Raw genomic sequence first — 23,557 nt, 5'->3', positions numbered from 1 at the left:
TGGCGGGGTGGACCGTTCGTCTGGCTTGCGGCGTGGATCGCGGTCGACGTATCCGGCCCGACTGAGGAGGGCCGGATACGTCGACGGCGAGGGGCGGCAACCGGCCGGTCACATCGCCGTCAGGGCGTCACGATCGCGAACCGCGGATCGGGCGCGTCGAGGTAGCCCTGCATGCGCTTGAGACCGTCGAGATCGCCGTCGTGCGTGATGCCGCCGAGGCCCTTGCCGGCCAGCATGCCCAGCAGTTGCGCCTTGGTCAGGGTGAGGCTGAGATCGGGGTTGCCGGCGGGTGGGTTCTGCTGCTGGACGAGCACCCCGTTGCGCAGCGTGGTGCGGTGCGACTGGCCCAGGTCGGTGAACGTCCAGTCGATGATGATCGTGTCGTGCCATGCCTTGGGCGCGTCGACCCGGATCGCCAGGGTGTCGAAGATCTGCTCGATCGACAGCACCGCGGCCATGCCGCCGCCGAGGTCGACCGGGGTGACGTCGGGCCCGTGGCGGAGCTCCTGCGCGCCGGTGAGGTAGAAGTTGCGCCAGATGCCGCTCTCCGCGCCGTGACCCAGCTTCTCGTACACCTGCGCGAGCAGTTCCTTCGCGTCGCCACGAGCGGGGTCGGCGAAGACCGCGTGCTGCAGCAGTTGCGCGGCGAACCGCAGGTCCCCGGCGTCGGCGTAGTCGCGCGCCTTGGTCAGGACGGCGTCGACCCCGCCGATGCAGTCGACGTAGCGCTTGGCGGTCTCGACCGGCGGGTGCTGCCACAGGTTGGCCGGGTTGCCGTCGAACCAGCCGAGGTAGCGCTGGTAGACGGCCTTGACGTTGTGCGACACCGTCCCGTAGTAGCCTCGTCCGTGCCACGCCGCGTCCAGCGCCGGCGGAAGCTGGATCATCTCGGCGATCTCGGCTGCGTTGTGACCCTGGTTGGCCAGCCGCAGCGTCTGGTCGTGCAGGTAGGCGTACAGGTCACGCTGCTCGGTCAGGTATCGCGTCATGTTGTCCTGGCCCCAGGTCGGCCAATGGTGCGAGGCGAACACCACGTCGGCCGCAGCGTCGAACATGGTGATCGCCTCGGTGAGGTACCGCGACCAGATTCGCGCGTCGCGGACCAGCGCACCGCGGAGGGTGAGCACGTTGTGCATGGTGTGCGTGGCGTTCTCAGCCAGGCACAGGGCGCGGTGGTCGGGGAACAGGAAGTTCATCTCCGACGGCGCTTCGGTGCCCGGCGTCAGCTGGAACACGATCCGCACGCCGTCGATGGTCTCTTCCTGCCCGGTGTGCGTGATGTCAATCGTGGGCGGAAACAGCGACACGGTTCCGGAGGACGCGGCGTTGCCCAGCCCGAACCCGATCTGTCCCGCCGGGCCGGCCGGCAGCGTCGTACCGTACATGAAGCTCGCCCGGCGGGTCATCGCCGTGCCCGCGTACACGTTCTCCGCGACGGCGTGCTCCATGAACCCGACGGGCGCGAGGATCGGGACGTCGCCGCCGGTGACACCGGCGGCGCCGCCGAAGTGATCGGCGTGGGAGTGGGAGTAGACCAGGCCGGTGACGGGGCGGTCGCCGCGGTGGGCGCGGTACAGGCCGAGCGCCGCCGCGGCGGTCTCGACGCTGAGCAGCGGGTCGACGACGATGATTCCGGTGTCGCCCTCGACGATGGTCATGTTCGAGAGGTCCAGGCCGCGTACCTGGTAGATGCCCTCGGTGACCCGGTAGAGGCCCTGGCGGGCGCACAGCTGGCTCTGCCGCCACAGGCTCGGGTTCGCGGTGTCCGGGCATTCGCCGTCGAGGAAGGCCCACGCGTCGGCGTCCCACACGACCCGCCCGTCGGCAGCGGTGACGACACCTGGCGTCAGCGCGGCGACGAAGCCCCGGTCGGCGTTGGCGAAGTCGGTCCGATCGCCGAGGTCGAGTGGGTCGTCCATTGCGGAACCTCCGTACGTCTGAGAAGTGCTTGAGACCTGGGCTGTCGGCTGTGGGCGGATCACAGGGCCGAGCTGTCGGGCGATGACGGCGAGGCGGCGGCCGCGCCGAGGGCGGCCGGGGCGCCGGCGGGAACAGCGGGTCGGAGCGGGGCGACCGGGGCGAGCCGCACGTAGGCGGCGCCCAGCGCGGGTCTGGGGTCGGGCTCGCCGCGGTTGGGCCAGAACGCCATGGCGCGTTCGGCTTGGGCGGTGATGGTCAGCGACGGGTTGACGCCGAGGTTGGCCGACACGGTCGAGCCGTCGGCGACGTGGACGCCCGGGTGGCCGTAGAGCCGGTGGTAGGGGTCGACGACACCGGTCTCGGGAGAGTCGCCGATCGGGCAGCCGCCGATGAAGTGGGCCGTCAGGGGGATGTTGGCGATCTCGCCGATGGTGCCTCCGGCGATGCCGTCGATCTTCTCTGCGACCCGGCGGGCGGCTTCGTTGGCGGCGGGGATCCAGGACGGGTTCGGCTCGCCGTGACCGGGGCCGGAGGTGAGCTTGTACCGGCCCGACATGGTCCGGCGCCCGCGGACGGTGATCGAGTTGTCCAGCGCCTGCATCACCAGCAGGATGATCGTGCGCTCGGACCAGTTCTTCGGCGAGAACCAGGTCCAGTGCCGCGGCTGGGTGAGCATCGTCCTGGCCCAGGTGACCCAGCGGGGGCGGCCCTGGTCGCCGTCGGTGAGCGCGGTCTGCAGCAGCGCCATCAGGTTGCTGCCCTTGCCGTAGCGCACCGGTTCGATGTGGGTGTGCTCGTCGACGTGGATCGACGAGGTGATCGCGACACCCTGGGTGTAGGCGATGTTCTTGGCCCGCGCCTTGACCCCCAGCACAGACTCGGAGTTGGTCCGGGACATCTGCCCGAGCCTGCCGGAGATGCGCGGCAGCGACCCGGTGTCGCGCAGGCGGTGCAGCAGCTTCTGGGTGTTGTAGGTGCCGGCCGAGAACACCACCTGCTCGGCGGTGAAGGTGCGCCGGTGGCGCCTGCGGCGCGCCGACTTGCCCGTCGCCACCGTGTGCACGGCGTATCCCCCGGCCGGCAGCGGCTTGACGTCGACGACCGTGGTCATCGGGTGGATCTCGCAGCCGTTCTGCTCCGCCAGGTACAGGTAGTTCTTGTCCAGGGTGTTCTTGGCGTTGTACCGGCAGCCCGTCATACAGGAGCCGCACTCGATGCAGGTGTTGCGCCTGGGTCCGGCACCGCCGAAGAACGGGTCGTCGACCTCGGTGCCGCGCTTCTGGCCGTCCTTGCCGAAGAGCACTCCCACGGGCGTCAGGGTGAACGTGGCGCCGACTCCCATGTCGTCGGCCACCGACTTGAGGACCTTGTCGGCCTCGGTGACAGTGGGGTTCATGGTGACGCCGAGCATGCGCCGGGCTTGGTCGTAGTGCGCCTCGAGTTCGTCGCGCCAGTCGGTGATGTGGGCCCACTGCGGGTCGTCGAAGAACGGCGCGAGCGGCTTGTAGAGCGTGTTGGCGTAGTTCAGCGATCCGCCGCCGACGCCGGCGCCGCCGAGGATCACGACGTCGCGCAGCAGGTGGATGCGCTGGATGCCGAAAAGCCCCAGGGCAGGGGCCCACACGAACTTGCGCGCGTCCCAGGACGTCTTGGGCAGTTCCTCGCTGGTGTAGCGCCGGCCCGCCTCGAGCACGCCGACGCGGTAGCCCTTCTCGGTCAGGCGCAGGGCAGAGACGGATCCGCCGAAGCCGGAGCCGATGACGAGGACGTCGTAATCGTGGGTACTCATGACATGCACACCTTCCGCAGCAGCGTCAGATCCGTGGTCAGCGCCGCACCAAATGCGTTAACGGCAGTATCGTTATTAAGGATCGGCAGGGCAAGAGCCTGCCGGCCGGAAAGTGAACCCATCAGCGCTGACCGGCGAAGCCGCGGCGGATGGCCGAGGGCTCGCCGCCCGCCCCGCATGGCGCCGGGATGGGCCGGTTACCCCCGCAGCGCGGAGGCGAAGATCCCGGGCAGCGCCGACCAGCGGGGCCGAGCGGCGAACGCGGTGAGCCGTCGGCCGGTCGTCGCGGCGGTGCGGTTGCTCAGGAACCACGGCGGTTTCGGGGTCAGGCTGAACTCGCCGGTCATGACCGAGCGCGGCAGCGGCCGGAACGGCCCGTACACCACGGTCCGTTCGGGTCGGTGCAGCAGCAACGAGTTGTGCACCACGCCGCGGCCGCTGGCGATGTCGTCGAGCGGGTGCCCGGGGAACGCTCCCCAGGTGGCGCGGGCGGTCAGGTAGCCCACGCCGGTCCAGGCGTTGACGCCGATGGTGCCGTAGCGTAGCCGGGCGATGGCCTCACGCAGGCGCGGGCCGAGCTGCCGGCGCGTACGGGGGTCGATCACCAGGTTGGCACCGAGCGTGCCGTGCAGACGCTCGTTGGCGGCGTCGACCGCGGCGTCGAGGAACTCCATGCCCGTTCCGGGCAGCTCGGCCACGCCGAGGACCGGACCGAAGTACTCGGTGCCGAACGCGGGCTCGGCGTCATCGTCCAGGTCGAGGTCCCACAGCACGGTGCGTTCGGCGGTGCCGCCGACGGCCTCGAAGCGAGGATGCGACCGCCGGGCGCCGGACACCCGCACGTCGCAGCCCGGATACCAGGCCGGGCGGACGGGCGCGTTCGCGAACGCGTCGCGCAGCGCGGTGAGGAACTCCCGCTTCTGCGGCCAGTCCCGGCTCACGATGACGATCTGCGCCGCGACGCAGTTGAAGCCGCTGTTGTGCAGGCGCTGCGTGGCGACGTGCTCGGCCTGGAACCGGATGTCAGCCTTCGACCAGCGACCGGGCACCACGATCGTCGGAGACACCCCGCCGAGTTCGCTGGTGACGGGCTTGTCCAGCCGCGGCGTACCGGTGGCCTTCGCCGCCCGCGCCGCCTCGCCGGTTCCCCACACGATCGCATCGTGGGTGGCCTCGCTGCCGGTGAGGTGTACCGCGTCGACACCCGCGTGGGTCACCAGGTGGTCGCCGACGGACGCGTCCCCGGCGACGATGCGCAGATAGCCCCGGTCGATGAACGGCGCGGACACCGCCGCCAGCACCGGCAGCAGCGCGTCGGCGACCGGGTTGAGCTTGAGCAGGACCACCCGGTTGTACGCGTACAGCTGGTACAGCACATCCAGCGGTGCGATCGAGAAGATGTTGCCCGCGCCCATGACCACGGCGACGCCTGCGGTGCGCTCAGGAGCGAGCAGGCCCAGCCCGGCGCGCTCCCGGGTCTCCTGCTCGGTGACGCCGGGCTCCATCCAGACCTCGGCCCGGAAACCGCTGAGCAGCAACCGGTCGAAGGTGTTGTACGGCAGCACGCCGATGCTCACCCGGCCGCCCGGCGCGGCGCCGACCCTGTACCCCGCTAGCAGGTCACGTCCCTGCTCCAGGCGCGCCAGGGTGTCGGCCAGCGCGTCGATGTAGCCGAGCACGGCCCACGGGCCGCTGGTCCACTCCTCACCGAGCAGCGGCGATCCGGCGGGCAGCTGCTTGATACCCCCGGCCACCCGCACCCATTGCTCGGCGTGGGCGGCCACGGCCGCCTGCAACTGGCGCAGCAGGGCGCGGCGGGAACTGAGGGGCTCGCGGGCCCAGGCGTGCTCGCCGTCGCGAAGCTCGGCGATCATCTGGTCCAGCTGCGCGGTCGTGGCGGTGCTGATTGTCATCGGTGTCCTTGTCGGCGCTGGGTCGGCGGAAGGTCGCCGAGGATCGTGAACGCGAACGTGGCCGCGAGTACGCCCCGGAGGGGTTCAGGGATCCGGCCGCCGCCTGCCGCTGCTCCCAACGGCAGGCGATGGTGTCCGGGCGCCGGCGGCGCCGGCGCGGTGTCAGGCGACCAGGCCGGCGGGCACCGTGACCTCACGCTTGAGGACCTTGCCGGTCGGCGACTTCGGCAGCTCGGCGACGATCCACACGTGCCGCGGGTACTTGTACGCCGCGGCCTGCGTCTTGACGTGCTCGCGCAGGTCCTCCGCGGTGGCCTCGGCGCCGGCCTTGAGCGCGACCACGGCACAGATCTCCTCGCCCAGCTCGGCGTGCGGGACGCCGATGACGGCGGCCTCGCGCACGGCGGGGTGCTCGTACAGCAGCTCCTCGATTTCGCGCGGATACACGTTGTACCCACCGCGGATGATCATGTCCTTCTTGCGGTCGACGATGAAGAAGAAGCCGTCCTCATCGACGCGGCCCAGGTCGCCGGAGCGGAACCAGCCGTCGGCGTCGATCGCCTCCGCGGTCGCGTCCGGATGGCCCCAGTACCCCTTCATGATGTTGTGACCGCGGATCACGATCTCACCGACGCCGTTCTCGACGTCGCGCAGCGCCATCTCGACCCCGGCGACGGGGGTGCCGATCGACCCGGCCTTGCGCTGCCGGTCGGCGTGGTTGAACGACGCGATGGGCGAGGTCTCCGACAGGCCGTAGCCCTCGAGAATGATGCAGCCGAACGCGGCCTCGAAGGCGCGCATGACCTCCACGGGCAGCGCCGCGCCACCGGACACGCACAGGCGCAGGCTGTCCACGTCGAACTCGGCCCGCTGCGGGTGGGCCATCAGCGCGACGTACATCGTCGGCACGCCTTCGAAGACCGTGACGCGGTGGCGGTGGATCGTGTCGAGCGCGGCCTGGGGGTCGAAGCGCGGCACGAGCGCAAGGCACGCCCCGGCGGCGACCGCCGCGTTGAGCCCGCACGTCTGCCCGAACGAGTGGAACAGCGGCAGCGCGCCGAGCACGACATCGGCGCAGGTCAGCGCCAGCAGATCGACGCCCACCTCGGCGTTGCGGGTCAGGTTGGCGTGGCTCAGCTCCGCGCCCTTGGGCGTACCGGTCGTGCCCGAGGTGTAGAGGATGACAGCGGTGTCGCCCGCCTCGCGCGCGACGATGCCACCCTGCGGCGTGGTGGCGCTCAGCCGGGCTTCGAACTCGCCCGGCACCACCAGCAGGCATTCGGTGCCGGCGGCGGCGGCGCCGGCCGCGGCGTCCTCACCGTACCCGTGCCAGGCCAGTACGACCTTGGCCTGCGAGTCGCTCAGGTAGAACGCGACCTCGCGGGACTTGAGCAGCACGTTCATCGGCACGACCACCGCACCGGCGCGCAGGATGCCGTAGTAGGCGGCGGCGAACTGCGGCACGTTGGGCAGCATGACACCAACCCGGTCGCCGGGCCGCACGCCACGGTCGCGCAGCAGCCCAGCCACCCGGGCGCTGGCCGCCTCGAGCTGTGCGAACGACAGCACCGTGTCGCCGAGCCGGATGGCGGGTGCGGCGCCGTCGCGGGCGGCCGAGTCCGCCAGGTTCTGGGCAAGGTTGGTCATGATCGGTTTCTCCATCGGGATGCGGTTCACGTGGATCGGTTCTTCGGCTTCCGGCATCAGCCGCGGCAGGCCGGCCGCGCCGGTCTCTGGGGATGTCGGCGTAACGGGCCCTCGTGCCCGCGTGGACCCGGCCGCCGCTTACGTCATAGAGGCGGGCGGCCGGGTGGCGCGGCGGGTCACTGCGCCAGGCGCCGCTGGTCCCGGGCGGGGTCGACGAGCGTGACCGCGGCGGTTCCGCCCAGCAGGAGCACGGCTGCGGAGATCAGGACCGCGTGCTGGTATCCGGCCGCGCCCTGGGTGTCGACCAGGCGGCCAACCAGGATGGGGGCGATCAGGCCCGCAGTGGTCACGACACCTTGCATGATGCCGAGGGCGCCCCCGCGTCGCTCGGCCGGTGCGATCTCCGCGACGGTGGTGACCGCGATGGTCGCCATCACTCCGCAGATCCCGAACCCTGCGATCAGCAGCAGCACGGTGAGCGGGCCGCCCTGGCCGGCGGTCAGGGCAAGGCAGCCGGCCGCGCTGAGGAGCAGGGTGATGCCACCGACCCGGGCTCGCGCCCAGCGACTGCTGACTCCGCGTCGCAGCAGCCATCCGGTCAGCCCGGCCTGGCCGAGCAGGGCCACGGCGTTGGCGGCCCAGAGCAGCGCCACCAGGTTGGCCGAGGCGGTCCTGGAGTAGCCCAGCCCGTCGTGCAGGTACGAGGGCAGCCAGGCGACGGTCAGCGCGACCATCCAGTAGGTGGCGAAGAAGGCGGCGGTGACGCCGATCCAGGAGCGGGTACCCAGGATGCGCCGATAGCCGACGTTACTCGGGGCCGGCTCGGAGGCGGCCTTGGCCGCCGTGTCGGCGGCGGTGTCCGGGCCGGTCGCGACGGCGTACTGGCCCTCCTTGCCGACGACGGCCCACACCAGCGCCCACAGCACACCGGCGACGGCCACCACCCCGAACGCGGACCGCCAGCCGTGCTCCGTGATCATCCAGGTCAGCCCGGGCGCGGCGACCACCACGCCGAACGTGGTGCCGGCGGTGATCAGCGCGCTGGGCAGATTGCGCCTGCTGTTCGGGAACCACGACAGAGCGGTCTGCTGGGCGATCGGGAAAGCGGGGCCTTCCGCCGCGCCCAGCATGATGCGGGAGGTGAACAGCATGGCCACGCCCGCGCCCAGCGCCAGCGGCGCCTGAGACACCGACCAGAACAGGACCATGCCCAGCAGCAGCCACCGCGGGCGCACCCGGTCGGCCAGCAACCCGCCGACCGCGCCGAAGATGGAGAACAGCAGGAAGAAGGCGCTGTTCGCCGTGCCGAACTGGGTCGCGGACAGCCCCAGATCCTCCCGGATCGGGTCCGCGGCCAGACCCACGATCGACTTGTCCGCAAAGTTGATCATCATGAAGGCGACCAGCAACGCGGTGACGATCCACGAGCGGCGGCGGTTGTCCGGTGCCTTCGCGGAGAGGCTAACGGCCGTTGCGGGTGCGACTTCGGTGTCGGCCACGGTTGCTCCACTGGTGGCTGCGATGGGTGGGGGGCGGTGTGCGGGTGGTTCAGCAGGGCGGGACGCCAGGGATGGTGGCATCTACGTGACCTCGGACACGCTAAATCCGTGACCGACAGTATCGTTATAGGCGTACCTGTGCGCAAGAGCCCGAGGCGGAAATTCGCCGCCGCCGCAGGTCAGCGGACACCAGCTCAAGAGGCGTCGGGCATGCCGCGCCAACAGATGCGGGAGGCCTCTCCGCGCTACCGGATCAGGCGGGCGACCCCGCAGCGCGAGCGATCATGTCGGCCAGGCCCGCAGCGAAACGCCCGTCGGGCACCTGCTGCTCGATCATCAGCCGAAAGATCAAGGGCGCCGCCACCAGCGTGGCCGCCGCCTGCACATCGATGTCCGCACGCACGTCACCGCGCACGATACCCCGCTCGAGGATCTTTCTCGTCTCGCCCATGAGACGGGTGACATACCGCTGATAGGCGCCGCGCACCGTGCCGCCTCGTCCACCGCCGCAATCAGCCCCGCCAGCAACCTGGCCGTCCCCGGAATCCGGTAGACGTCCAGCCGCGCGTCCAGCACCGCCGGCAACTCGGCGCGGAGATTGCCCAGATCAGGCACGGCGAGCACACCGATCCGCGTTTCCGCCGCCGCGAGCACCAGATCGTGCCTGCCCGGCCAGCGCCGGTAGATGGCGGGCTTGCTCACCCCGGCACGTGCGGCCACCGCGTCCATCGTGACCGCGGTCAGCCCCTGGCCGGTCATCAACTCCAGGACCGCGGACAGCACCGCGCCTGTGACGTCTCCTGTCGCGGGCGCCCCGGCCCTCGCTCCGCCCGTGCGCCCGCCATGCCCGAAGGCTACGGGCCGGCCGACGCCCTCGGCGCGTCGTGGTCCTAGCTGCCTGCGGGCACCTGGTCCGTGACGTCGGCGTAGCCGACCTTGCCCGGTGCCGCGGTCGGCGCGTAGATCATGCGGATCACGCCGGTCGGGAAGGCCTCCGTCGCCGTCACCCGGAAGTGGTACGGCGTGTCGCCGTCGTCGAACAGCCTGCGGCCCTTGCGTGCGGCCACCGGATGCACCAGGAGGCGCAGCTCGTCGACCAGCCCGGCGGCGAGCAGTTGCTGCACCACGGAGATCGACCCCGGGATGAGGACGCCTCTGCTGCCGGCATCGGCCTTGAGCGCGGTGACCGCGTCCACAAGATCGCCCTCGATCAGCTCCGAGTTGCGCCAGGAGAATTCCAGCTGCTGGCGCGAGACGACCACCTTGCGCATGTCTCCGAGCTGCTTCGCGAAGACCGCGTCCTCGCCGCCGGCGGCCTCGCGGTCGGGCCAGGCCCCGGCGAAGCTGTCGTAGGTCTCCCGGCCGATGAGCATCACGTCGGCGGTGTCGTAGTCCTCGCCGACGGCGCGGCCCATGTTCTCGTCGAAGTACGGGAAGTGCCAGTCCGGGTCGATCTCGGCCACGCCGTCGGCCGAGATGAACAGGGTGGAGATGACCTTTGCCATCGCATGGTCCCTTCGATCGGTGGTGTCGACAGGTGGACCGCCGCAGCATCTCAGAATCATCGGCGGGCCAGGGGCCAACCCGCCGACCGGTGGGGGCGGACGCCCGGACTACCGGCGGCAGAAGGGGTCGGGCGGCCTGATTCTGTTGCGGCCACAGAGCTCGACGGGGCTTCGATCGGTGCGACCACCGTGTCGGTTTCACCCCGTCGTGCGACCGGGCACCTATAAGCCGCCGCCGAGCTGGTCAGCGGCGCTTCGCGCATCCCGGTTGATGTCGTCGAGAGGGGCGTCGTCTGTCGACGGCTTGCGCCTGCGATGACGCTCCGCGGCTCGGCCCAGCTGCCGAATCGCCCGCCGTCCCGCATCGGCGGTCCGGCGTTGCTGGATGCGAACGGTCGCGGTGATGGCGATGGCAGCACCGGTGGACGCCGCCAGCAGTGCGACCAACAGCGTCCCCATGCCGCCACGCAAACCGTCAATGGCAAGCCAACGGCCGCTGGAGGTGACCCGTCGGCAAACCGTCATCCGCACCGGGACGCCGGCGCACTGTTGGACGAGTAGACCGCCCGCGACATCACCTGGCCGGCTTGACGGGGTCGCCCGCCGAGCCACCGCCGATAGATCATTAACCCATGCTCGTCGCGTCCGTCGTCACCATGCTGGCGCTTCTCGCGTGGTTGACCGTCGCCCGGCTGCCGTGGTTCACCGGCGTCGTGCTGGTGGCGCTCACCCTGGTCGCGGTCGCCTCGATCACCCTCGCCGCCGTTGTGCCCCGGGCGGCGGTGGAGGCGCGCCTGCTGCTGTTCCTCGGGGTCGCCGTGACGCTGCTCGTCGCGGGGGAGATGCAGCGCCGGAAGCTCGCCGACAGCGGCGACGACGACCGGGCGGGCCGGCGCTGGCCGTACCGGATCGCGGTCGGTCTTTCCTTGTTCGTCGCCCTGGCCTGCATCCCCGCCGCGGCCTGGGACTTTAACGACGACGGGTTCGTACCGTCGGTGCAGGACCTCGGCCCGCTGCCCGACGGCCTCGCCATTCGGGGCGCAGGCGGCGACTCGGAGTGCGGCACCGGTCGTTGCGCCGTTTCCTACGCACTCGTCGGCCGGCCAGGCGAGTCGGCCGACCGAGTGGCCCGACGGATGTGGGGCCACCTGGCGAGCAGGGGCTGGCCGGCGCCGGACGGTGGACACAGCTGCCGCCCGGCCGGCTGGCTTCTCGACACCCGGGAGACCTGCGTGTCGATCAGCACAGCCGACGGCGCAGCAGGGCTCACTTTGGAGGGCGGCCGCCCGTACCCGCGATATGCAGGTGCCAGCAGCCAGCCCCATTAAGCCAACATCGCCAGCCCTTGCGGACGCTTCGAGTGTCTCGGCGGTGATCTCCGACGGTGTGAGGGGCGCGTCGATAGAGGTGAGCCTACCTAGCGAGCCGTAGTGGTTGAGCACGACTGTGGCAGCTGGTCGATAGGACTGCAGGCCCGCAGTGGCGCGATCGGGGCTGTCGTCGTGGCGCTGGAATAGTTCACTTCCGCAGCGGTCGCAGAGATCGGGGTGTGCGGGGGCGGCGAACGCGGGGTGCCAGGTTCTGCCGCAGTCGCGGCAAGTGCGGCGGCCGGACCCAGGGAGGGCTGGACGGTCTACGACTGCCCGACGAGAAGGTCCCCTCCATCACTTCTACCCAGCCCAGCACCCGGCGGTCAGGGCTTCATGTAGTGCTGGCGGGGGAACAAGCGCGCGAGGCGCGGCAGACGTTGTTCGATCTGAGCGAGGCTGTCGCTGTCCCAGGGTCGATCGGTTGGTTCCGGGTCGGAGTAGGTGCGGTGGCCCCGGGCGTTCAGCGCTTCCTCGAGGCTGTCTTCACCCCCGGTGATGCGGTCACAGGCGCGGGGTGCCACGTAGGCGAGTTCTTCCCAGTGAGGCCATTCCGAGTCGGCCCAGTCCCGGGGGTTGCGGCCGGCGAGCGCACGAACGGCGGGCAGGTCGGCGAGGTTGTCGGGGTTTTGGGTGGCGTGATGCCACCAGCGCTGCCCTTGGCCGATGAGCCATGGTTGGAAGTACCAGAACGCGTCGCCGCTACAGAGGCCGTCCATGATCTGGTTGGCTGCGCCCCACATGGCGTGGGTATCGATCGGGCGACGTGCAGCCTCTAGGTGGAGCTGGAAGTCCGCGATGTGCTCAACAGAGACGCGGCTGAGCCGGAATGCCAACCAGTCGAGCCTCTGGGCCGGGTCGGTTGTCTCCTCGGCTGATCGCTCCAGGAACTTCCAGAACTCCGCCATGTGCACGTCGAGCACGGTAACGGTCTGGCCGTCGCGCATCCAGCGCTGGTCGCCCTATGGCCCAGGGCTGGCTGTACAGCCGTCGGTACAGCCAAGCCCGCCGACGGATACGGCCCCCGGGGGCGACGGCAGGCAACACGGCGAGCAGGTCGCCGGCAGCGACCGACGTTGGTCGACACTAGTCTCGATCTTTGCAGGTCGGGGGCCGAGACTTCGTGAAAGAGGTATCTGTGGCTCGAATGCTGATCGTTGACTCCTTCACGGTTCCCCGTGTCGGAGTTGTGGTGACCGGACGGCCGGAGTTGGCGGACATCCGCGAGGGTGATGTCTTGTGGCTCAACCAGGGCGAGCTGCGGCACCACGTCTTCGTGCGAGCCGTCCATCACCTCTGCACCAGGTTCATCGACTCGCATGTTGCTCTGGCCGGCGTGAACACGTCTTTGGTCCTTGACCGGGTTCCGGAGGGAACGGAGCTTCCCGGGCTCTGGCTGTTCTCCGAGTAGAACCGCGACGACAGCAAACGTTGACAGCGGCACTGTGTCGGTTCCGGCGGTGTGGCATGGTGCGCGGGTGATCGACAGTCGTGGGGCGTTGGAGGCCGTGGTCCGGCATGCCGTGGACCTGGAGGACGATTACGAGGACGTGGCACCTGTCGTTACGGCGCTGGCGGCGTGCGGGGATACCAGCTTGGTGCCGCAGCTGCAGGAGGCGCTGGACCGGTTTCTTGATGAGGAGAATTTCTACGGCCGCGACCTGATCGCCGCCGTCCTGGCCGGCATTCAGGGGATGGCGGCACTGCCGGTGCTGCTGCGCGCCTCGGCGCGTGACCTGGGCGATGACCAGGACAGCTTGCAGGCTGAGATCATCGAGCTGATGCACGCGGATCGGGCGGCCAGCCGGCGCGTGGTGCGTGAGTTCGCCGCCGGCGATACGCCGGAGCTTCGCCGCGTGGGGCTGTGGGCGCTTGGGTTCGTGGTCGAGGCGCAAGATGTGGAGCTGCTTGCTGCGGCCGCGGCCGACCCGGATCCGAGGGTCAGGTCCCTGGCGATCGGCTCGATCCCTGACCCTGCCGGCGACGATTGGGCCTTTGCCGTGCTCGCCGCGGCGTTGGGTGACCTGGATGAGCAGGTGCGGGTGTCGGCGGTGAGCCGGCTCGGCTACACCGGCCGGGCTGACGCGGTGGCGCCGCTGGTTGCTCTCGCCGCTGACCGGTCCCCACGAGTACGGTCCATGGTCGCATACGCACTCGGGCGACTCCGCAATGATGAGGCGACGCCGGCTCTGCGGCGGCTGCTCCACGACCCGGACCGGCATGTCCACGAGCGCGCCGTGGAAGCCCTTGGCTCGGTGGGCGGGCCGGCCGCGGTGGACGCGCTGCTGGCGATGGCTGCCGGGCAGGACCTGCAGATGCGGGTCCAGGCCGCCAAGGCGCTGCCGAAGGCGGTCGACTCGGATTCCCGCGTGGCGCCGCAGCTCGCGATGCTGGCGCGAGACGGGGAGGCCAGTGGCGCATGACGCCACCGCACGGACCCTTACCCTCGGGGTGAACGGGGTGGCCGAGGCCATGGTGGGCAACGTGACCGCCGTCGACGACCCGTCCGGGGAGTTCCGGCTGGGCCGCGGCGACACCGCCTGGTGGCAGGGCAACCTGGCCGACGTCCGGGCCTACGACCGGGTACTGGTCGGGCAGGACTTCACCGGCTGACGGATTCCGACGATCGGTGATCGTGGTAGGAACAGGGCCGTGACAAGGAGCGTCGATGATGATCTGTTGGATCGCGCTGGCGAGTTGAAGCGACAGCTCGTGGCGTTCTTCCAGCAGGAACGGTATGGCCGGGCATTCAGCGACGTTCTTGCCGGTCAGCAGGATGATCGGGTTTTGCCCGATGAGCACGGGTTGATGAGGGATGCCGCATGCTCATGCGAGGTACCTCCTGCCTGCTCATTAGGAAAGTGAGGGCTTCTCCGGGCTCGATCCACCTGGGGAACTCTGCCCAGTCACTGAGTTCCCACCGGCTATCCGCATCCCCGGTCTTCTGTTCTACGTCGATGCTTGATCGTTGGGCCCGGACCCGTCCCAGGTTGACCACCCGAACCTGCACCGTCAGTCCAGGAAGATCGTCGCGGTCTTGGCCTTGGGAAGCTCGCCTTCCAGATGCTCCACCCGCGCACGGAGCCGGGCCAGTTCCTTGTCCTGGAGGCCCCGCAGGCCCTGACACCCAGGGCCAGGGCGGCGGCGCGCCCTGGCCCCGCTGCTGACGTCACTGACGAGGCCGACGACGTGTCATGGTGGCTCTGGCTATCTGACGGGCTCGCCGGGAGTCACCCGCGTCGCCGGAGTCGTTGCGCAAGCTTCCGCAGCCGCTGCTGGTTGTCGGGCTTGTTGAGCTGCTCACGCGCTTGGCGGGTGAGCCGTTGTCCTTGCGGGTTGTGCAGGAATGTGCGGATGCGGTCGACCATGGTTGCCATGCTGGTTTCCTTCCTATCGTGGATCTTCGTGCCGGCGGCGGGGCGTTCGCCGGAGTCGGGTGAGGGCGGGGATGGGTGCGCGGCAAACCGGCGCCCGACGTTGACACGGGTGGCTGCTTCCCTCATTGCTGTCATCACTGTTCCGATCCACGCGCCCAGGATCGGGGCCGGGTCCGCCTCGCGGTCGGAATCATGGCAGCCAGGCTGCCCCGTCGGTCTTCCACACGTCCCGGGCAGGCTGTTCGCGCGGCTGATCCAGGCGGCGCTCTCCTGGGTGGAGGGCGCCTGGCTGGTGGGGCCTGCTGCCGCCGGCGGCGGCGCTGTGGTGGCCGGGTCTGCCGGTGCGTTTCGGGTGCGATTGACGGACATGACATCCCCTTGGGGTAGGGCCGGTGTGGCTGGCACCTCAGGAGTGGGATGTCGTCGATTCCGGGATATCTCGATCGTACGCTTGTTCGGCCTGGCGCGCTTGGTGCTCTTGGGGGTCGTTGCGTTCCCCCATTGGCGGCCGCGTTGAACGTGGCTGCGCTGCAACCAACCCGGTTCCATGCGCAGACGGGAGTCCGCAGCGGCGCTCAGTGAACGTTGGCCGATCGCATGTCCACGATGACCGGCACGCCGCTCGCCGAACCTCCGCTGCCCGCGGCGCAGGCGGGCAGCGCCGCCATCTCCGCCTGCGCTTGGCTTGTGGGGTTCAGGTCCGTGACACCCATCACCCACGCCTTGCGGCGGGAGTGCCCGACGTCGAAGAACTCGGCCACGATCGTGCCTCGGTCGGCGATCAGGTCGAAGGCCACCTCGCGTTGCCAACGGTACGACGAGGCCCGATCTTGAAAGTCCTCCGTCGACATCCGCCCGTAGAACGCGAACCTCAGTCCACCACCGACGGTGGTTGCGCCGAGGCGAGTCGCTGTCGCACGCTTCTGTTTGCGATCAGGCCAGCCGCACCAAATAAGGCGGCATAACCTGTTAAACACATGCAGTTGAGAATCAATCTCAAGATTTATTCGAATATGCACCAAATCGGCTGGCGTGCTGACAGTCGGAGGGTCATGGTTGGCCTATGACACAGACTGTCCGGAGGAGCGACAAGGACCTGCAGACCAACGTAACCGACGAACTGTTGTTTGATTCCAGCATCGACGCCGCGCATCTCGTGGTACTGGCGAACGGCGGCGTGGTGACACTTTCCGGCGACGTGGGCAGCCTGCCCGAGCGGTATACGGCGAGACGGGCGGCCATGCGAGTAGCCGGCGTCCAGGCCGTCACCGACGAGATCGTGGTCCGCGACCCGGGCGTGTCCGGGGCCAAGGACAGCGACATCGCCGAGGCGGCGAACCAGATGCTCAACTGGGCGGTCGACGTACCCTCCGACACGGTCAAGGCAGGGGTCCGCGATCACGTGGTCACCCTGTCCGGCACCGTCAACTGGCAGCACCAGCGGGAGGCCGCGGCACGCGCGGTCATGTACCTCAAGGGCGTCACCGCGGTCGCCAACACCATCAGGCTGATCGCGGCCACTCCAGCGTCCGACGATCTGAGAGCCGCGATCGACGGGGCGATCCTGCGCAACGCCCAGCTCGACTCCCACCAGATCAAGGCTGATGTCAACGGCGCGGAGGTGACGCTGCGCGGGTCCGTGCGATCGTGGGCCGAACGCCGTCAGGCCGAGAACGTGTCGTGGTCAGGTTCCGGCGTGACCAGCGTCAAGAATCATCTCACCGTCACCGCCTGATTCCAGATCCACCCGCCGTCCCTGACGGCACGACAGCTCAATCCCTTGACGGGGCCGGCCAGTGCGGCACGCAGCCGCACTGGCCGGCTCCGGTCTGTGACAGCCCCGAATGTCGTCGCTGGCCGGCAAGCCGACGCCGGGCGTCTATGGCTTGTCGGCGATGAGCACCTCGGTGGTCAGGAACAATGCGGCGATCGACGCGGCGTTCTGCAGCGCGGAACGGGTCACCTTGGCCGGTTCGACGATACCCGCTTTGATCATGTCGACGTACTCGCCGGTGGCAGCATCGAGGCCGTGGCCGGCGGGAAGTGAGTTGACCTTCTCTGCCACCACGCCGCCCTCAAGGCCGGCGTTGCTGGCGATCTGCTTGAGCGGCGCGGTCAACGCGACCCGCACGATGATCGCGCCGGTGGCCTCGTCACCGGCAAGGTCGAGCTTGTCGAACGCCGTGACCGCGGCGTTGGCCAAGGCCACGCCGCCGCCGGGGAGCAGGCCCTCTTCGATGGCGGCCTTGGCGTTGCGGACGGCGTCCTCGATGCGGTGCTTGCGCTCCTTGAGCTCCACCTCGGTGGCCGCGCCGACCTTGATCACCGCGATGCCGCCGGCCAGCTTGGCCAGCCGCTCCTGCAGCTTCTCCCGGTCGTAGTCGGAGTCACTGTTGTCGATCTCGGCGCGGAGCTGGGCGACCCGGCCGGCGATCTGCTCCCCGTCACCGGCACCGTCGACGATGGTGGTCTCGTCCAAGGTGGCGACCACCTTGCGGGCCCGGCCGAGCATGTCGAGGGTGACGTTTTCCAGCGTGAGACCTACGGTGTCGCTGACGACCTGACCATTGGTGAGGACGGCAAGGTCGGCCAGCATGGCCTTGCGGCGGTCACCGAAGCCGGGTGCCTTGACGGCCAGCGACGTGAAGGTGCCACGGACCTTGTTGACGATCAGGGTTGCGAGAGCCTCGGCCTCGACGTCCTCGGCGACGATGGCCAGCGGCTTGCCCGCCTGCATGACCTTCTCCAGGATCGGGAGCAGGTCGGTCAGGTTCGAGATCTTGTTCTCGACGATGAGGAGGTACGGGTCGTCGAGAACGGCTTCCATCCGTTCCGTGTCGGTGACGAAGTAGGGCGAGATGTAGCCCTTGTCGAAGCGCATGCCCTCGGTGAGCTCCAGCTCCAGGCCGAAGGTGTTGCTCTCCTCGACGGTGATGACGCCTTCCTTGCCGACCTTGTCCATCGCCTCGGCGATGAGTTCACCGACGCTTGCGTCGGCGGCGGAGATGGACGCGGTGGCCGCGATCTGCGCTCTGGTCTCGACGTCCTGGGCCTGGTTACGTAACGCCTCGGTCACCGCGGCCACGGCCTGCTCGATGCCGCGCTTGAGCGCGATCGGGTTCGCGCCCGCGGCGACGTTGCGCAGCCCCTCCCGTACCAGGGCCTGGGCCAGGACGGTCGCCGTCGTGGTGCCGTCGCCGGCCACGTCGTCGGTTTTCTTGGCGACTTCCTTGACCAGCTCGGCACCGAGCTTCTCGTACGGGTCGTCGAGCTCGATCTTCTTGGCGATGCTGACACCGTCGTTGGTGATGGTCGGCGCGCCCCAGCTGCTGGCCAGCACGACGTTGCGGCCCTTGGGGCCCAGCGTCACCTTCACCGTGTCGGCGAGGATGTTCATGCCACGTTCGAGGCCGCGACGGGCGTCTTCACCGAATGCGATCAACTTGGCCATCTGCGTCGTCCTCTACTCGTCGTGCTGACATGCAGCACTGATCGGACCGACCTGCGATGACGTACGCGCACGCCCCACCAGAGGGCTCATCCCAATCGGCTAGCACTCGCACAGGGCGAGTGCTAACTATGGTTTAGCACTCACCACCTGAGAGTGCAAGGAACACGAAGATCAACCTCCGTGGTCGCACCCCAACACCCGGTCGACCACTGCGAGACGATGCGGGGCGTCGCCGTCTCGGCCGCCATCGACGAGACATACCCCGATCTGCCCTGACTTGGGCGCCCAGACAGGGGTGATCCCGAACGCCAACCGGGTAGATCTGCCGGCCGGGGGAGCAGATTGGGAGCAGCAGGTTGCACTGAACGGCCCGCAACTGCACTCAACAGCGTTGAACTGCTCTGAACGGCACTGGTCCCGACCTGCGGTTCCACGTTTTGGCTGGTCAGAGGCGGTGCAGCGTTCCGGTTTCACACGAAGTGCTCAGCGGTTTTGCGCAGCAGTCGACAGCACTCTATGTCGCCTGGTAGGGGAGTGTGCGCAGGTGGCGGCGGTAAGGAACCACTGGATGGGCTCGCCTTGCAGGTGGGAGCAGATTGGGTGCAAGTTGGCGAAGTGGTCACCGCGCCCGAAGTGCACGCCGACCCGGATGGGGACGAGGGCTTTGACCTGCGGTGATGCGGTCGAGCGGTGCGGCGAGACCTCCCAGAGAAGACCGAAGTGGTCAGGGTTCGCTGCTCCCGCCTGGCTGGTGCCGGCTGTCGACCTGAGGCCTGTCGACGCTGATCACGAGGACCATGCCGCATCGATGTACGGCTTTGGTTGCCGTTGTGGTGGCGTCGGTATGGATCCCGTGAGCTGAGATCCGAATCCCACCGGCAAACCTTTGACCAGGGCTTCCTGAACGGTGACCACTTCGGCGGATCCGAAGGCGTCTGCCATGCTGGCTCCGAGTGTCAGGCGGGCGACGGCCTCCGCTCACTGCTGATGGGCGGTCGGTGCGCCGAGGAGATTATGCCGGTCGGTCCACAGACATTGTCTGGATGGAGCTGCGTCCTGAACTCTGCCCGCCGGTGGCCCCGGAGCAACGCATCGCCGACCTATCTACCGCCAAAGCGACCATCGCAAAGCTGCTGGAGCGCGGCGAGTCGGCCGACTCGGCAATCGCCGCGTTCAACGCCGGCACCGGCCACGCCTACACCGCCTACGACTTCCGCATCTATGGAAGTCTCGTAACGTCGGGGACTTTGCGATCGAGGCACCCGACCCGCTTCGCTGAAGGTCGAGAACGTCACCCCCGACGAGCTGATTGAGATCGTCCGCCGGATACAGCGCGCCGACGACGGCACCGACTACTACGTTCGCCTGCTGCACAGCCACGTCCTGCACCCACGAGTCAGCAGTCTGATCTTCTTTCCACCATCGGAGCTGGCCGATGCGTCCCCGGCGGACATCGTCGACGCCACCTTGAGCTATCGACCCATCGCGTTGTGACAACGCCACTTGCCGTCTCGATGGCTTGTCCTCGGCGAGCCGGCGTGCACTCGTGCCGCCGACCCATGGCCGCCGTCTTGGCCATCGGTCTCGCTGAGGGACAAGACGCTCGTGCTGCACCTTGGAAAGCGCGGCGAAGCGGCGAAGTAGAGCGCTAGGTGCCGGGGGCGCTACGGCCGCCCCGCCGGGGATCGGGAAGCACGTGGGGAGCAGCCAGGTAAGTGGCTGCAGCGTCTTGCGCGGGGCGGGAGTGGTCAGCATGCGGTGTGACGAAAGACCGGGACCGCCCCTGAGCGGTTCGCCGTCGGGGTCGTCACGGGCCGCCCGCGCCCTCTCAGCGCCTGGCCTCCGCTGGATGTCGCACGACGGACGGGGAGCTTGGCGTTGCCTCCGGGTGGCATATGCTGCGCCGGCACGACGGGGAGGGTGACATGCGACGGTGGCGGGTACGGGTGGCGGTGGCCGCCCTGGCCGGGACGGCGACGGCGATGGCGGGGTGCGGAGCGCCGGCCGGGTTGGACGGCGACCTGACCGACGACTGGCGGCCCGCCGCGGCGGCCGTGCAGTTCACCCCGAGGGTGGGCGACTGCCACGTGATTCCCGGCCCGTCGAGTTACCTGACCAGCTACCAGCCGGTCGACTGCACGCGGCAGCACCTGCTGGAGACCTTTTACCTGGGCACGTTCACCGGCGCGGTAGCCGAACGGGAAACCCCGCCGCCGGTGGGCTCGGCGGTGCTGCGACCGGCGTTTGCCGAATGCGACGCGAAGGCGACCACGTTTGTCGCTGGCGACTGGCGGGGCGCCCGCTTGACGGTGCAGGTCGCGCCCCCGTCCCCGGGCGGGTGGCAGGGTGGCAGTCGCTGGTTCCGGTGCGACGTCTTCGAGCTGGACACGGCCGACGGCGGCTCCGCGCAACGGCATCCGGACGACCACCCCGTGCAGCACACCGGCAGCCTGCGGGACGCGCTGAAGGGCCCGTCACCGCTGGCCTTCGGGTGCCTGAACGAGGACCGGTACGGCGCCTTCGAGCAGACCGCCTGCGCCCGGCCGCACACGTTCGAGTACGTCGGCTCGTGGATGGCGCCCGACACCCCGTACGCGGACGCGGGCCGCGACGAGGACGGCGTGCACGCGAAGTGCCGGGCCCTCGTGGCCCAGTACGCGAAGGTCCCGGTCGACGGCGTGCTGCGCTACCGGACGGGCACCTCGTACCTGGTGCCGGCCGCGGAGGCATGGGCGCGCGGTGACCGGGGGATCCGCTGCTTCTACTGGTCGGGGGGTCCGAAGGTGACCCACTCGATCAAGGGAGGTGGCACGAAGGCGCTGCCAGTCCGCTGAACGCGGTGCGCCGGCGGAGGCAGGCGGGGAGAATCGGGTGAGCCGGGCCGGTCCGGCCGTCGACCATCGACGGGTGCCCCACCATCGCGCTCGGTCGCAGCGGCCTGGCGTTCGGCGTGGGGGTGCTTCGCGCTCGAATCCTCAGCACCGGCACCGGCACCTGAGCCTGCACGGATCCCGTGCCGCAGATGCTTCTTTAGCTGGGGCCATAGCAGCCTCGCACGGGCAGGCGTCCGGGGCGACCAACTCCCCGTCACGCCTGCCGCATGCCGCCCGGACGTGCCGATGACCGTGCATCCGATTATCGACAGGAAAGGAAGTCGCTCGAGCGCGGATCGCTTGATGTTTCAGCCGAGCACGATGGGCGGGGCGAGGTCGACCACTGCGCCGATTCTCGCGACGATGCCGGATCCGGTACGGGTCGCACTCGCGAAGATCGATGATGGCCTGTTGAGTGTGTCACCCTGGTGGACTTCGATGTCGCCGTTGCCGGAGGTGTCGAGGAGGTGGGCGGCGAGGCAGCCGACACTGTTGGCGTTCGCGATGTCCTCGTTGACTCCGATCGCGGGGGCGAACATGCGGGCTGCCGCCGTTCTCGCGGTCGGCGAGAGTGCGTAGGTGAAGCAGCCGAGATACCCGAGTCGCCGGCACTCGGTTGCGAGCCGATCGAAGTCGGGCTGCATGGACTGCAGCGTCCCGTGATCCTGGACGGGGACGAGCAGTCGTGGCGTGCCCGGCGAAGCGACTCGTACGCCGGCGGCGATGTCCGCTCGTTGCAGGCCGAGGGCCGCGATGATGCCACCACCGGTGGCGTCGCCGTCGTCAGCCAGGGCGATGGCGCCTTGGTCGAACCAGACTTCAACGCCTCCGCGACGGCGGATGGCGGTCGTGGCGAAGGTGCGGCCTGCGGTGCGCTGGCGCCCGTGGTGCTCGGTGGCGCCGCTGCGGTGCAGCAGGACGGCTTGGGCGGCGATGGTGCCGTGGCCGCAGTTCGTGAGTTCTCCGGCGCTGGTGAAGAAGCGCACCGTGGGCGTGCCCGCTGTGCCGGTGTCGATGAACGCGGTGTGGGAGGTGCCGGTCCTGCGGGTGATGGCGTGCCGGTCGCCGTCGGTGAGGGTGGCGTCGTCGATCACGACCGCGGTGGGGCTGCCGCCCTGCCCGTCGCGGGTGCAGGCGTTCACCACGGCCACCGGTGGGCCGGCCATCAGGTGGGTGTGACGTCGGCGAAGCGGGGAGCACCAGGCTCGAGGTCGACGCGAGCGGCGCGGGCGGCGAAGCAGATCGCGTGGTACCACCCGCACAGCAGGAGCACGTCGAGCAGTTGCCGCTCGTCGAACGACTCCTGCGCGGATCGCCACAGTGCGTCGTTGATGTCGTACGAGTCGTGCAGGGCGTCCACCATCCGGATGAGCGTGGCTTCGCGGCCGGCCGTCCAGCAGGGATCGTCAGGGGAGCCGCAGGTGAGCGAGGTGACCTCGGCTGGCGTGAGCGCAGCACGGTCAGCGAAGACCATCACGTGGACGCCCCACTCGTATTCGCAGCGACAGCGTGCGCAGGTGCGCAGGATGACGATCTCCCGTTCGCGGAGTGTCAGGGTCAGGTCGCGGCCGAGTTCGTACCTGCCCCAGTTGCTCAGCGCGACGGTCATCGGCAAGTTCTTGGCGAACGTCCGGAACAGGCCGATCGGAGGCATGCCGGCGGGCATCATCGTGGCGAGTTGTGCCGCCACAGCTGGCGTGAATGGCGGTTCGAGCGCTGGGATACGGGCCATAACCCCTCCAGGCGATTCGGATTCAGAAGCACCGTAGCGATTTGGTTTCCGAAGCGCCAGGGGCGGTGCTTCAGGGGTTCAGTGTTCGCCGTTCTCGCCCAGGGCCGAGGCCCACGCGTCGGACCAGCGGGCGAGCGGGCGCAATGCCTGGTAGACGCCGTGGCCCAGGTCGGTGAGCGTGTAGGCAGTGTCCGGCTGCTGGGCGACGAGGTGGGCGTCGAGGAGTTCGGTCAGCCGTTGCCGCAGAACGCTGGAGGACATGTTGTCGCAGCGCTGCTGCAACGCGCGGAACCCGACCGGCCCGTGCTGCAGCTCCCAGATGATGCGCAGGTTCCAGCGGCGGCCGAACAGGTCGAGGGCGGCCATGAGGGGTCGCCCGGTGCTCGATCCGCGTACCGGCCGGCCCGGCCTGGGTGCCGTCATCGCCTGTGCCCCCTCTTGATGCTTCTGTCTTCGATACAGTAGCGTCCACTGCGTTGATTCG

The 23,557-nt window shown here is 69.3% G+C and carries 23 protein-coding genes and 2 pseudogenes; 8 read left to right on the top strand and 17 right to left on the bottom strand.

Annotated features, from left to right (window positions below):
- Window positions 1-119: 119 nt before the first annotated feature.
- The 9 genes and pseudogenes from NLX85_RS19035 to NLX85_RS19000 all read right to left on the bottom strand — a co-directional run bounded on the left by NLX85_RS19035 (window position 120) and on the right by NLX85_RS19000 (window position 10,732).
- A complete protein-coding gene (locus tag NLX85_RS19035) occupies window positions 120-1,919 on the bottom strand; it encodes an alkyl/aryl-sulfatase (RefSeq protein WP_254336964.1) in 1,800 nt (599 codons plus the stop codon).
- A 59-nt stretch (window positions 1,920-1,978) separates the two neighbouring features.
- Window positions 1,979-3,709: a GMC family oxidoreductase gene (locus tag NLX85_RS19030; RefSeq protein WP_254336962.1), complete on the bottom strand. Its 1,731-nt coding sequence runs from the start codon at window positions 3,707-3,709 to the stop codon at window positions 1,979-1,981.
- A gap of 197 nt (window positions 3,710-3,906) precedes the next feature.
- Window positions 3,907-5,622 carry an aldehyde dehydrogenase family protein gene (locus NLX85_RS19025; RefSeq protein ID WP_254336960.1) on the bottom strand — a complete coding sequence of 572 codons (1,716 nt, stop codon included), beginning with the start codon at window positions 5,620-5,622 and terminating at the stop codon, window positions 3,907-3,909.
- Window positions 5,623-5,784: 162 nt separating this feature from the next.
- Window positions 5,785-7,269, bottom strand: coding sequence for a long-chain fatty acid--CoA ligase (locus NLX85_RS19020; RefSeq protein ID WP_254336959.1), 1,485 nt, complete (start codon window positions 7,267-7,269; stop codon window positions 5,785-5,787).
- Window positions 7,270-7,445: 176 nt separating this feature from the next.
- Complete coding sequence (locus tag NLX85_RS19015) at window positions 7,446-8,768, bottom strand: MFS transporter (RefSeq protein ID WP_254336957.1); 1,323 nt, start codon at window positions 8,766-8,768, stop codon at window positions 7,446-7,448.
- A gap of 253 nt (window positions 8,769-9,021) precedes the next feature.
- Complete coding sequence (locus tag NLX85_RS19010; protein WP_254336955.1) at window positions 9,022-9,255, bottom strand: TetR-like C-terminal domain-containing protein; 234 nt, start codon at window positions 9,253-9,255, stop codon at window positions 9,022-9,024.
- Window positions 9,256-9,422: 167 nt separating this feature from the next.
- Window positions 9,423-9,551, bottom strand: a pseudogene (locus tag NLX85_RS33740) (helix-turn-helix domain-containing protein); the annotation flags it as partial.
- A gap of 107 nt (window positions 9,552-9,658) precedes the next feature.
- On the bottom strand, window positions 9,659-10,273 hold the full coding sequence (locus tag NLX85_RS19005) for a dihydrofolate reductase family protein (protein ID WP_254336953.1): 615 nt from the start codon (window positions 10,271-10,273) through the stop codon (window positions 9,659-9,661).
- A 222-nt stretch (window positions 10,274-10,495) separates the two neighbouring features.
- Entirely contained in the window at window positions 10,496-10,732 is a 237-nt protein-coding gene (locus NLX85_RS19000) for a hypothetical protein (protein ID WP_254336951.1), read from the bottom strand.
- 173 nt (window positions 10,733-10,905) lie between these two features.
- Between NLX85_RS19000 and NLX85_RS18995 the strand changes: the two genes are divergently transcribed.
- On the top strand, window positions 10,906-11,601 hold the full coding sequence (locus NLX85_RS18995) for a hypothetical protein (protein ID WP_254336949.1): 696 nt from the start codon (window positions 10,906-10,908) through the stop codon (window positions 11,599-11,601).
- Between the two features lie 183 nt (window positions 11,602-11,784).
- On the opposite strand, the pseudogene NLX85_RS33735 reads toward NLX85_RS18995, so the two are convergent.
- Window positions 11,785-11,868: pseudogene (locus tag NLX85_RS33735) on the bottom strand (adenylate kinase); the annotation flags it as partial.
- Window positions 11,869-11,966: 98 nt separating this feature from the next.
- Entirely contained in the window at window positions 11,967-12,587 is a 621-nt protein-coding gene (locus NLX85_RS18990) for a DUF4240 domain-containing protein (protein WP_254336947.1), read from the bottom strand.
- Between the two features lie 191 nt (window positions 12,588-12,778).
- On the opposite strand from NLX85_RS18990, the gene NLX85_RS18985 reads away from it, so the two are divergent.
- From NLX85_RS18985 to NLX85_RS18975, 3 genes are all read left to right on the top strand, one after another.
- Window positions 12,779-13,051: a hypothetical protein gene (locus tag NLX85_RS18985; protein WP_254336945.1), complete on the top strand. Its 273-nt coding sequence runs from the start codon at window positions 12,779-12,781 to the stop codon at window positions 13,049-13,051.
- Between the two features lie 67 nt (window positions 13,052-13,118).
- Window positions 13,119-14,063, top strand: coding sequence for a HEAT repeat domain-containing protein (locus NLX85_RS18980; RefSeq protein WP_254336943.1), 945 nt, complete (start codon window positions 13,119-13,121; stop codon window positions 14,061-14,063).
- Window positions 14,064-14,091: 28 nt separating this feature from the next.
- Entirely contained in the window at window positions 14,092-14,253 is a 162-nt protein-coding gene (locus NLX85_RS18975) for a hypothetical protein (RefSeq protein WP_254336941.1), read from the top strand.
- 617 nt (window positions 14,254-14,870) lie between these two features.
- Here NLX85_RS18975 and NLX85_RS18970 read toward each other — a convergent pair.
- Window positions 14,871-15,017: a hypothetical protein gene (locus NLX85_RS18970; protein ID WP_254336939.1), complete on the bottom strand. Its 147-nt coding sequence runs from the start codon at window positions 15,015-15,017 to the stop codon at window positions 14,871-14,873.
- A 575-nt stretch (window positions 15,018-15,592) separates the two neighbouring features.
- Entirely contained in the window at window positions 15,593-15,814 is a 222-nt protein-coding gene (locus NLX85_RS18965; RefSeq protein ID WP_254336937.1) for a hypothetical protein, read from the bottom strand.
- Window positions 15,815-16,080: 266 nt separating this feature from the next.
- Between NLX85_RS18965 and NLX85_RS18960 the strand changes: the two genes are divergently transcribed.
- Entirely contained in the window at window positions 16,081-16,752 is a 672-nt protein-coding gene (locus NLX85_RS18960; protein WP_254336935.1) for a BON domain-containing protein, read from the top strand.
- A gap of 144 nt (window positions 16,753-16,896) precedes the next feature.
- Here NLX85_RS18960 and groL read toward each other — a convergent pair whose 3' ends face one another.
- A complete protein-coding gene (groL, locus tag NLX85_RS18955; RefSeq protein WP_254336933.1) occupies window positions 16,897-18,468 on the bottom strand; it encodes a chaperonin GroEL in 1,572 nt (523 codons plus the stop codon).
- Between the two features lie 1,043 nt (window positions 18,469-19,511).
- On the opposite strand from groL, the gene NLX85_RS18950 reads away from it, so the two are divergent.
- From NLX85_RS18950 to NLX85_RS18945, 3 genes are all read left to right on the top strand, one after another.
- Window positions 19,512-19,781 carry a hypothetical protein gene (locus NLX85_RS18950; RefSeq protein WP_254336931.1) on the top strand — a complete coding sequence of 90 codons (270 nt, stop codon included), beginning with the start codon at window positions 19,512-19,514 and terminating at the stop codon, window positions 19,779-19,781.
- Entirely contained in the window at window positions 19,744-19,962 is a 219-nt protein-coding gene (locus NLX85_RS33730; protein WP_374628120.1) for a bacteriocin immunity protein, read from the top strand. Before NLX85_RS18950 ends, NLX85_RS33730 begins: the two co-directional genes overlap by 38 nt.
- A gap of 431 nt (window positions 19,963-20,393) precedes the next feature.
- Entirely contained in the window at window positions 20,394-21,302 is a 909-nt protein-coding gene (locus NLX85_RS18945; RefSeq protein WP_254336929.1) for a septum formation family protein, read from the top strand.
- 347 nt (window positions 21,303-21,649) lie between these two features.
- Here NLX85_RS18945 and NLX85_RS18940 read toward each other — a convergent pair whose 3' ends face one another.
- From NLX85_RS18940 to NLX85_RS18930, 3 genes are all read right to left on the bottom strand, one after another.
- Complete coding sequence (locus tag NLX85_RS18940) at window positions 21,650-22,507, bottom strand: PhzF family phenazine biosynthesis protein (protein ID WP_254336927.1); 858 nt, start codon at window positions 22,505-22,507, stop codon at window positions 21,650-21,652.
- Window positions 22,507-23,073: a carboxymuconolactone decarboxylase family protein gene (locus NLX85_RS18935; protein ID WP_254336925.1), complete on the bottom strand. Its 567-nt coding sequence runs from the start codon at window positions 23,071-23,073 to the stop codon at window positions 22,507-22,509. Before NLX85_RS18935 ends, NLX85_RS18940 begins: the two co-directional genes overlap by 1 nt.
- Window positions 23,074-23,151: 78 nt before the next feature.
- Entirely contained in the window at window positions 23,152-23,496 is a 345-nt protein-coding gene (locus NLX85_RS18930) for a helix-turn-helix domain-containing protein (protein WP_254336923.1), read from the bottom strand.
- Between the last annotated feature and the right edge of the window lie 61 nt (window positions 23,497-23,557).

It is taken from the genome of Micromonospora sp. A3M-1-15 (assembly GCF_024213425.1).
GTDB lineage: Bacteria > Actinomycetota > Actinomycetes > Mycobacteriales > Micromonosporaceae > Micromonospora > Micromonospora chersina.
This window is presented reverse-complemented; position numbering and strand designations above follow the sequence as displayed.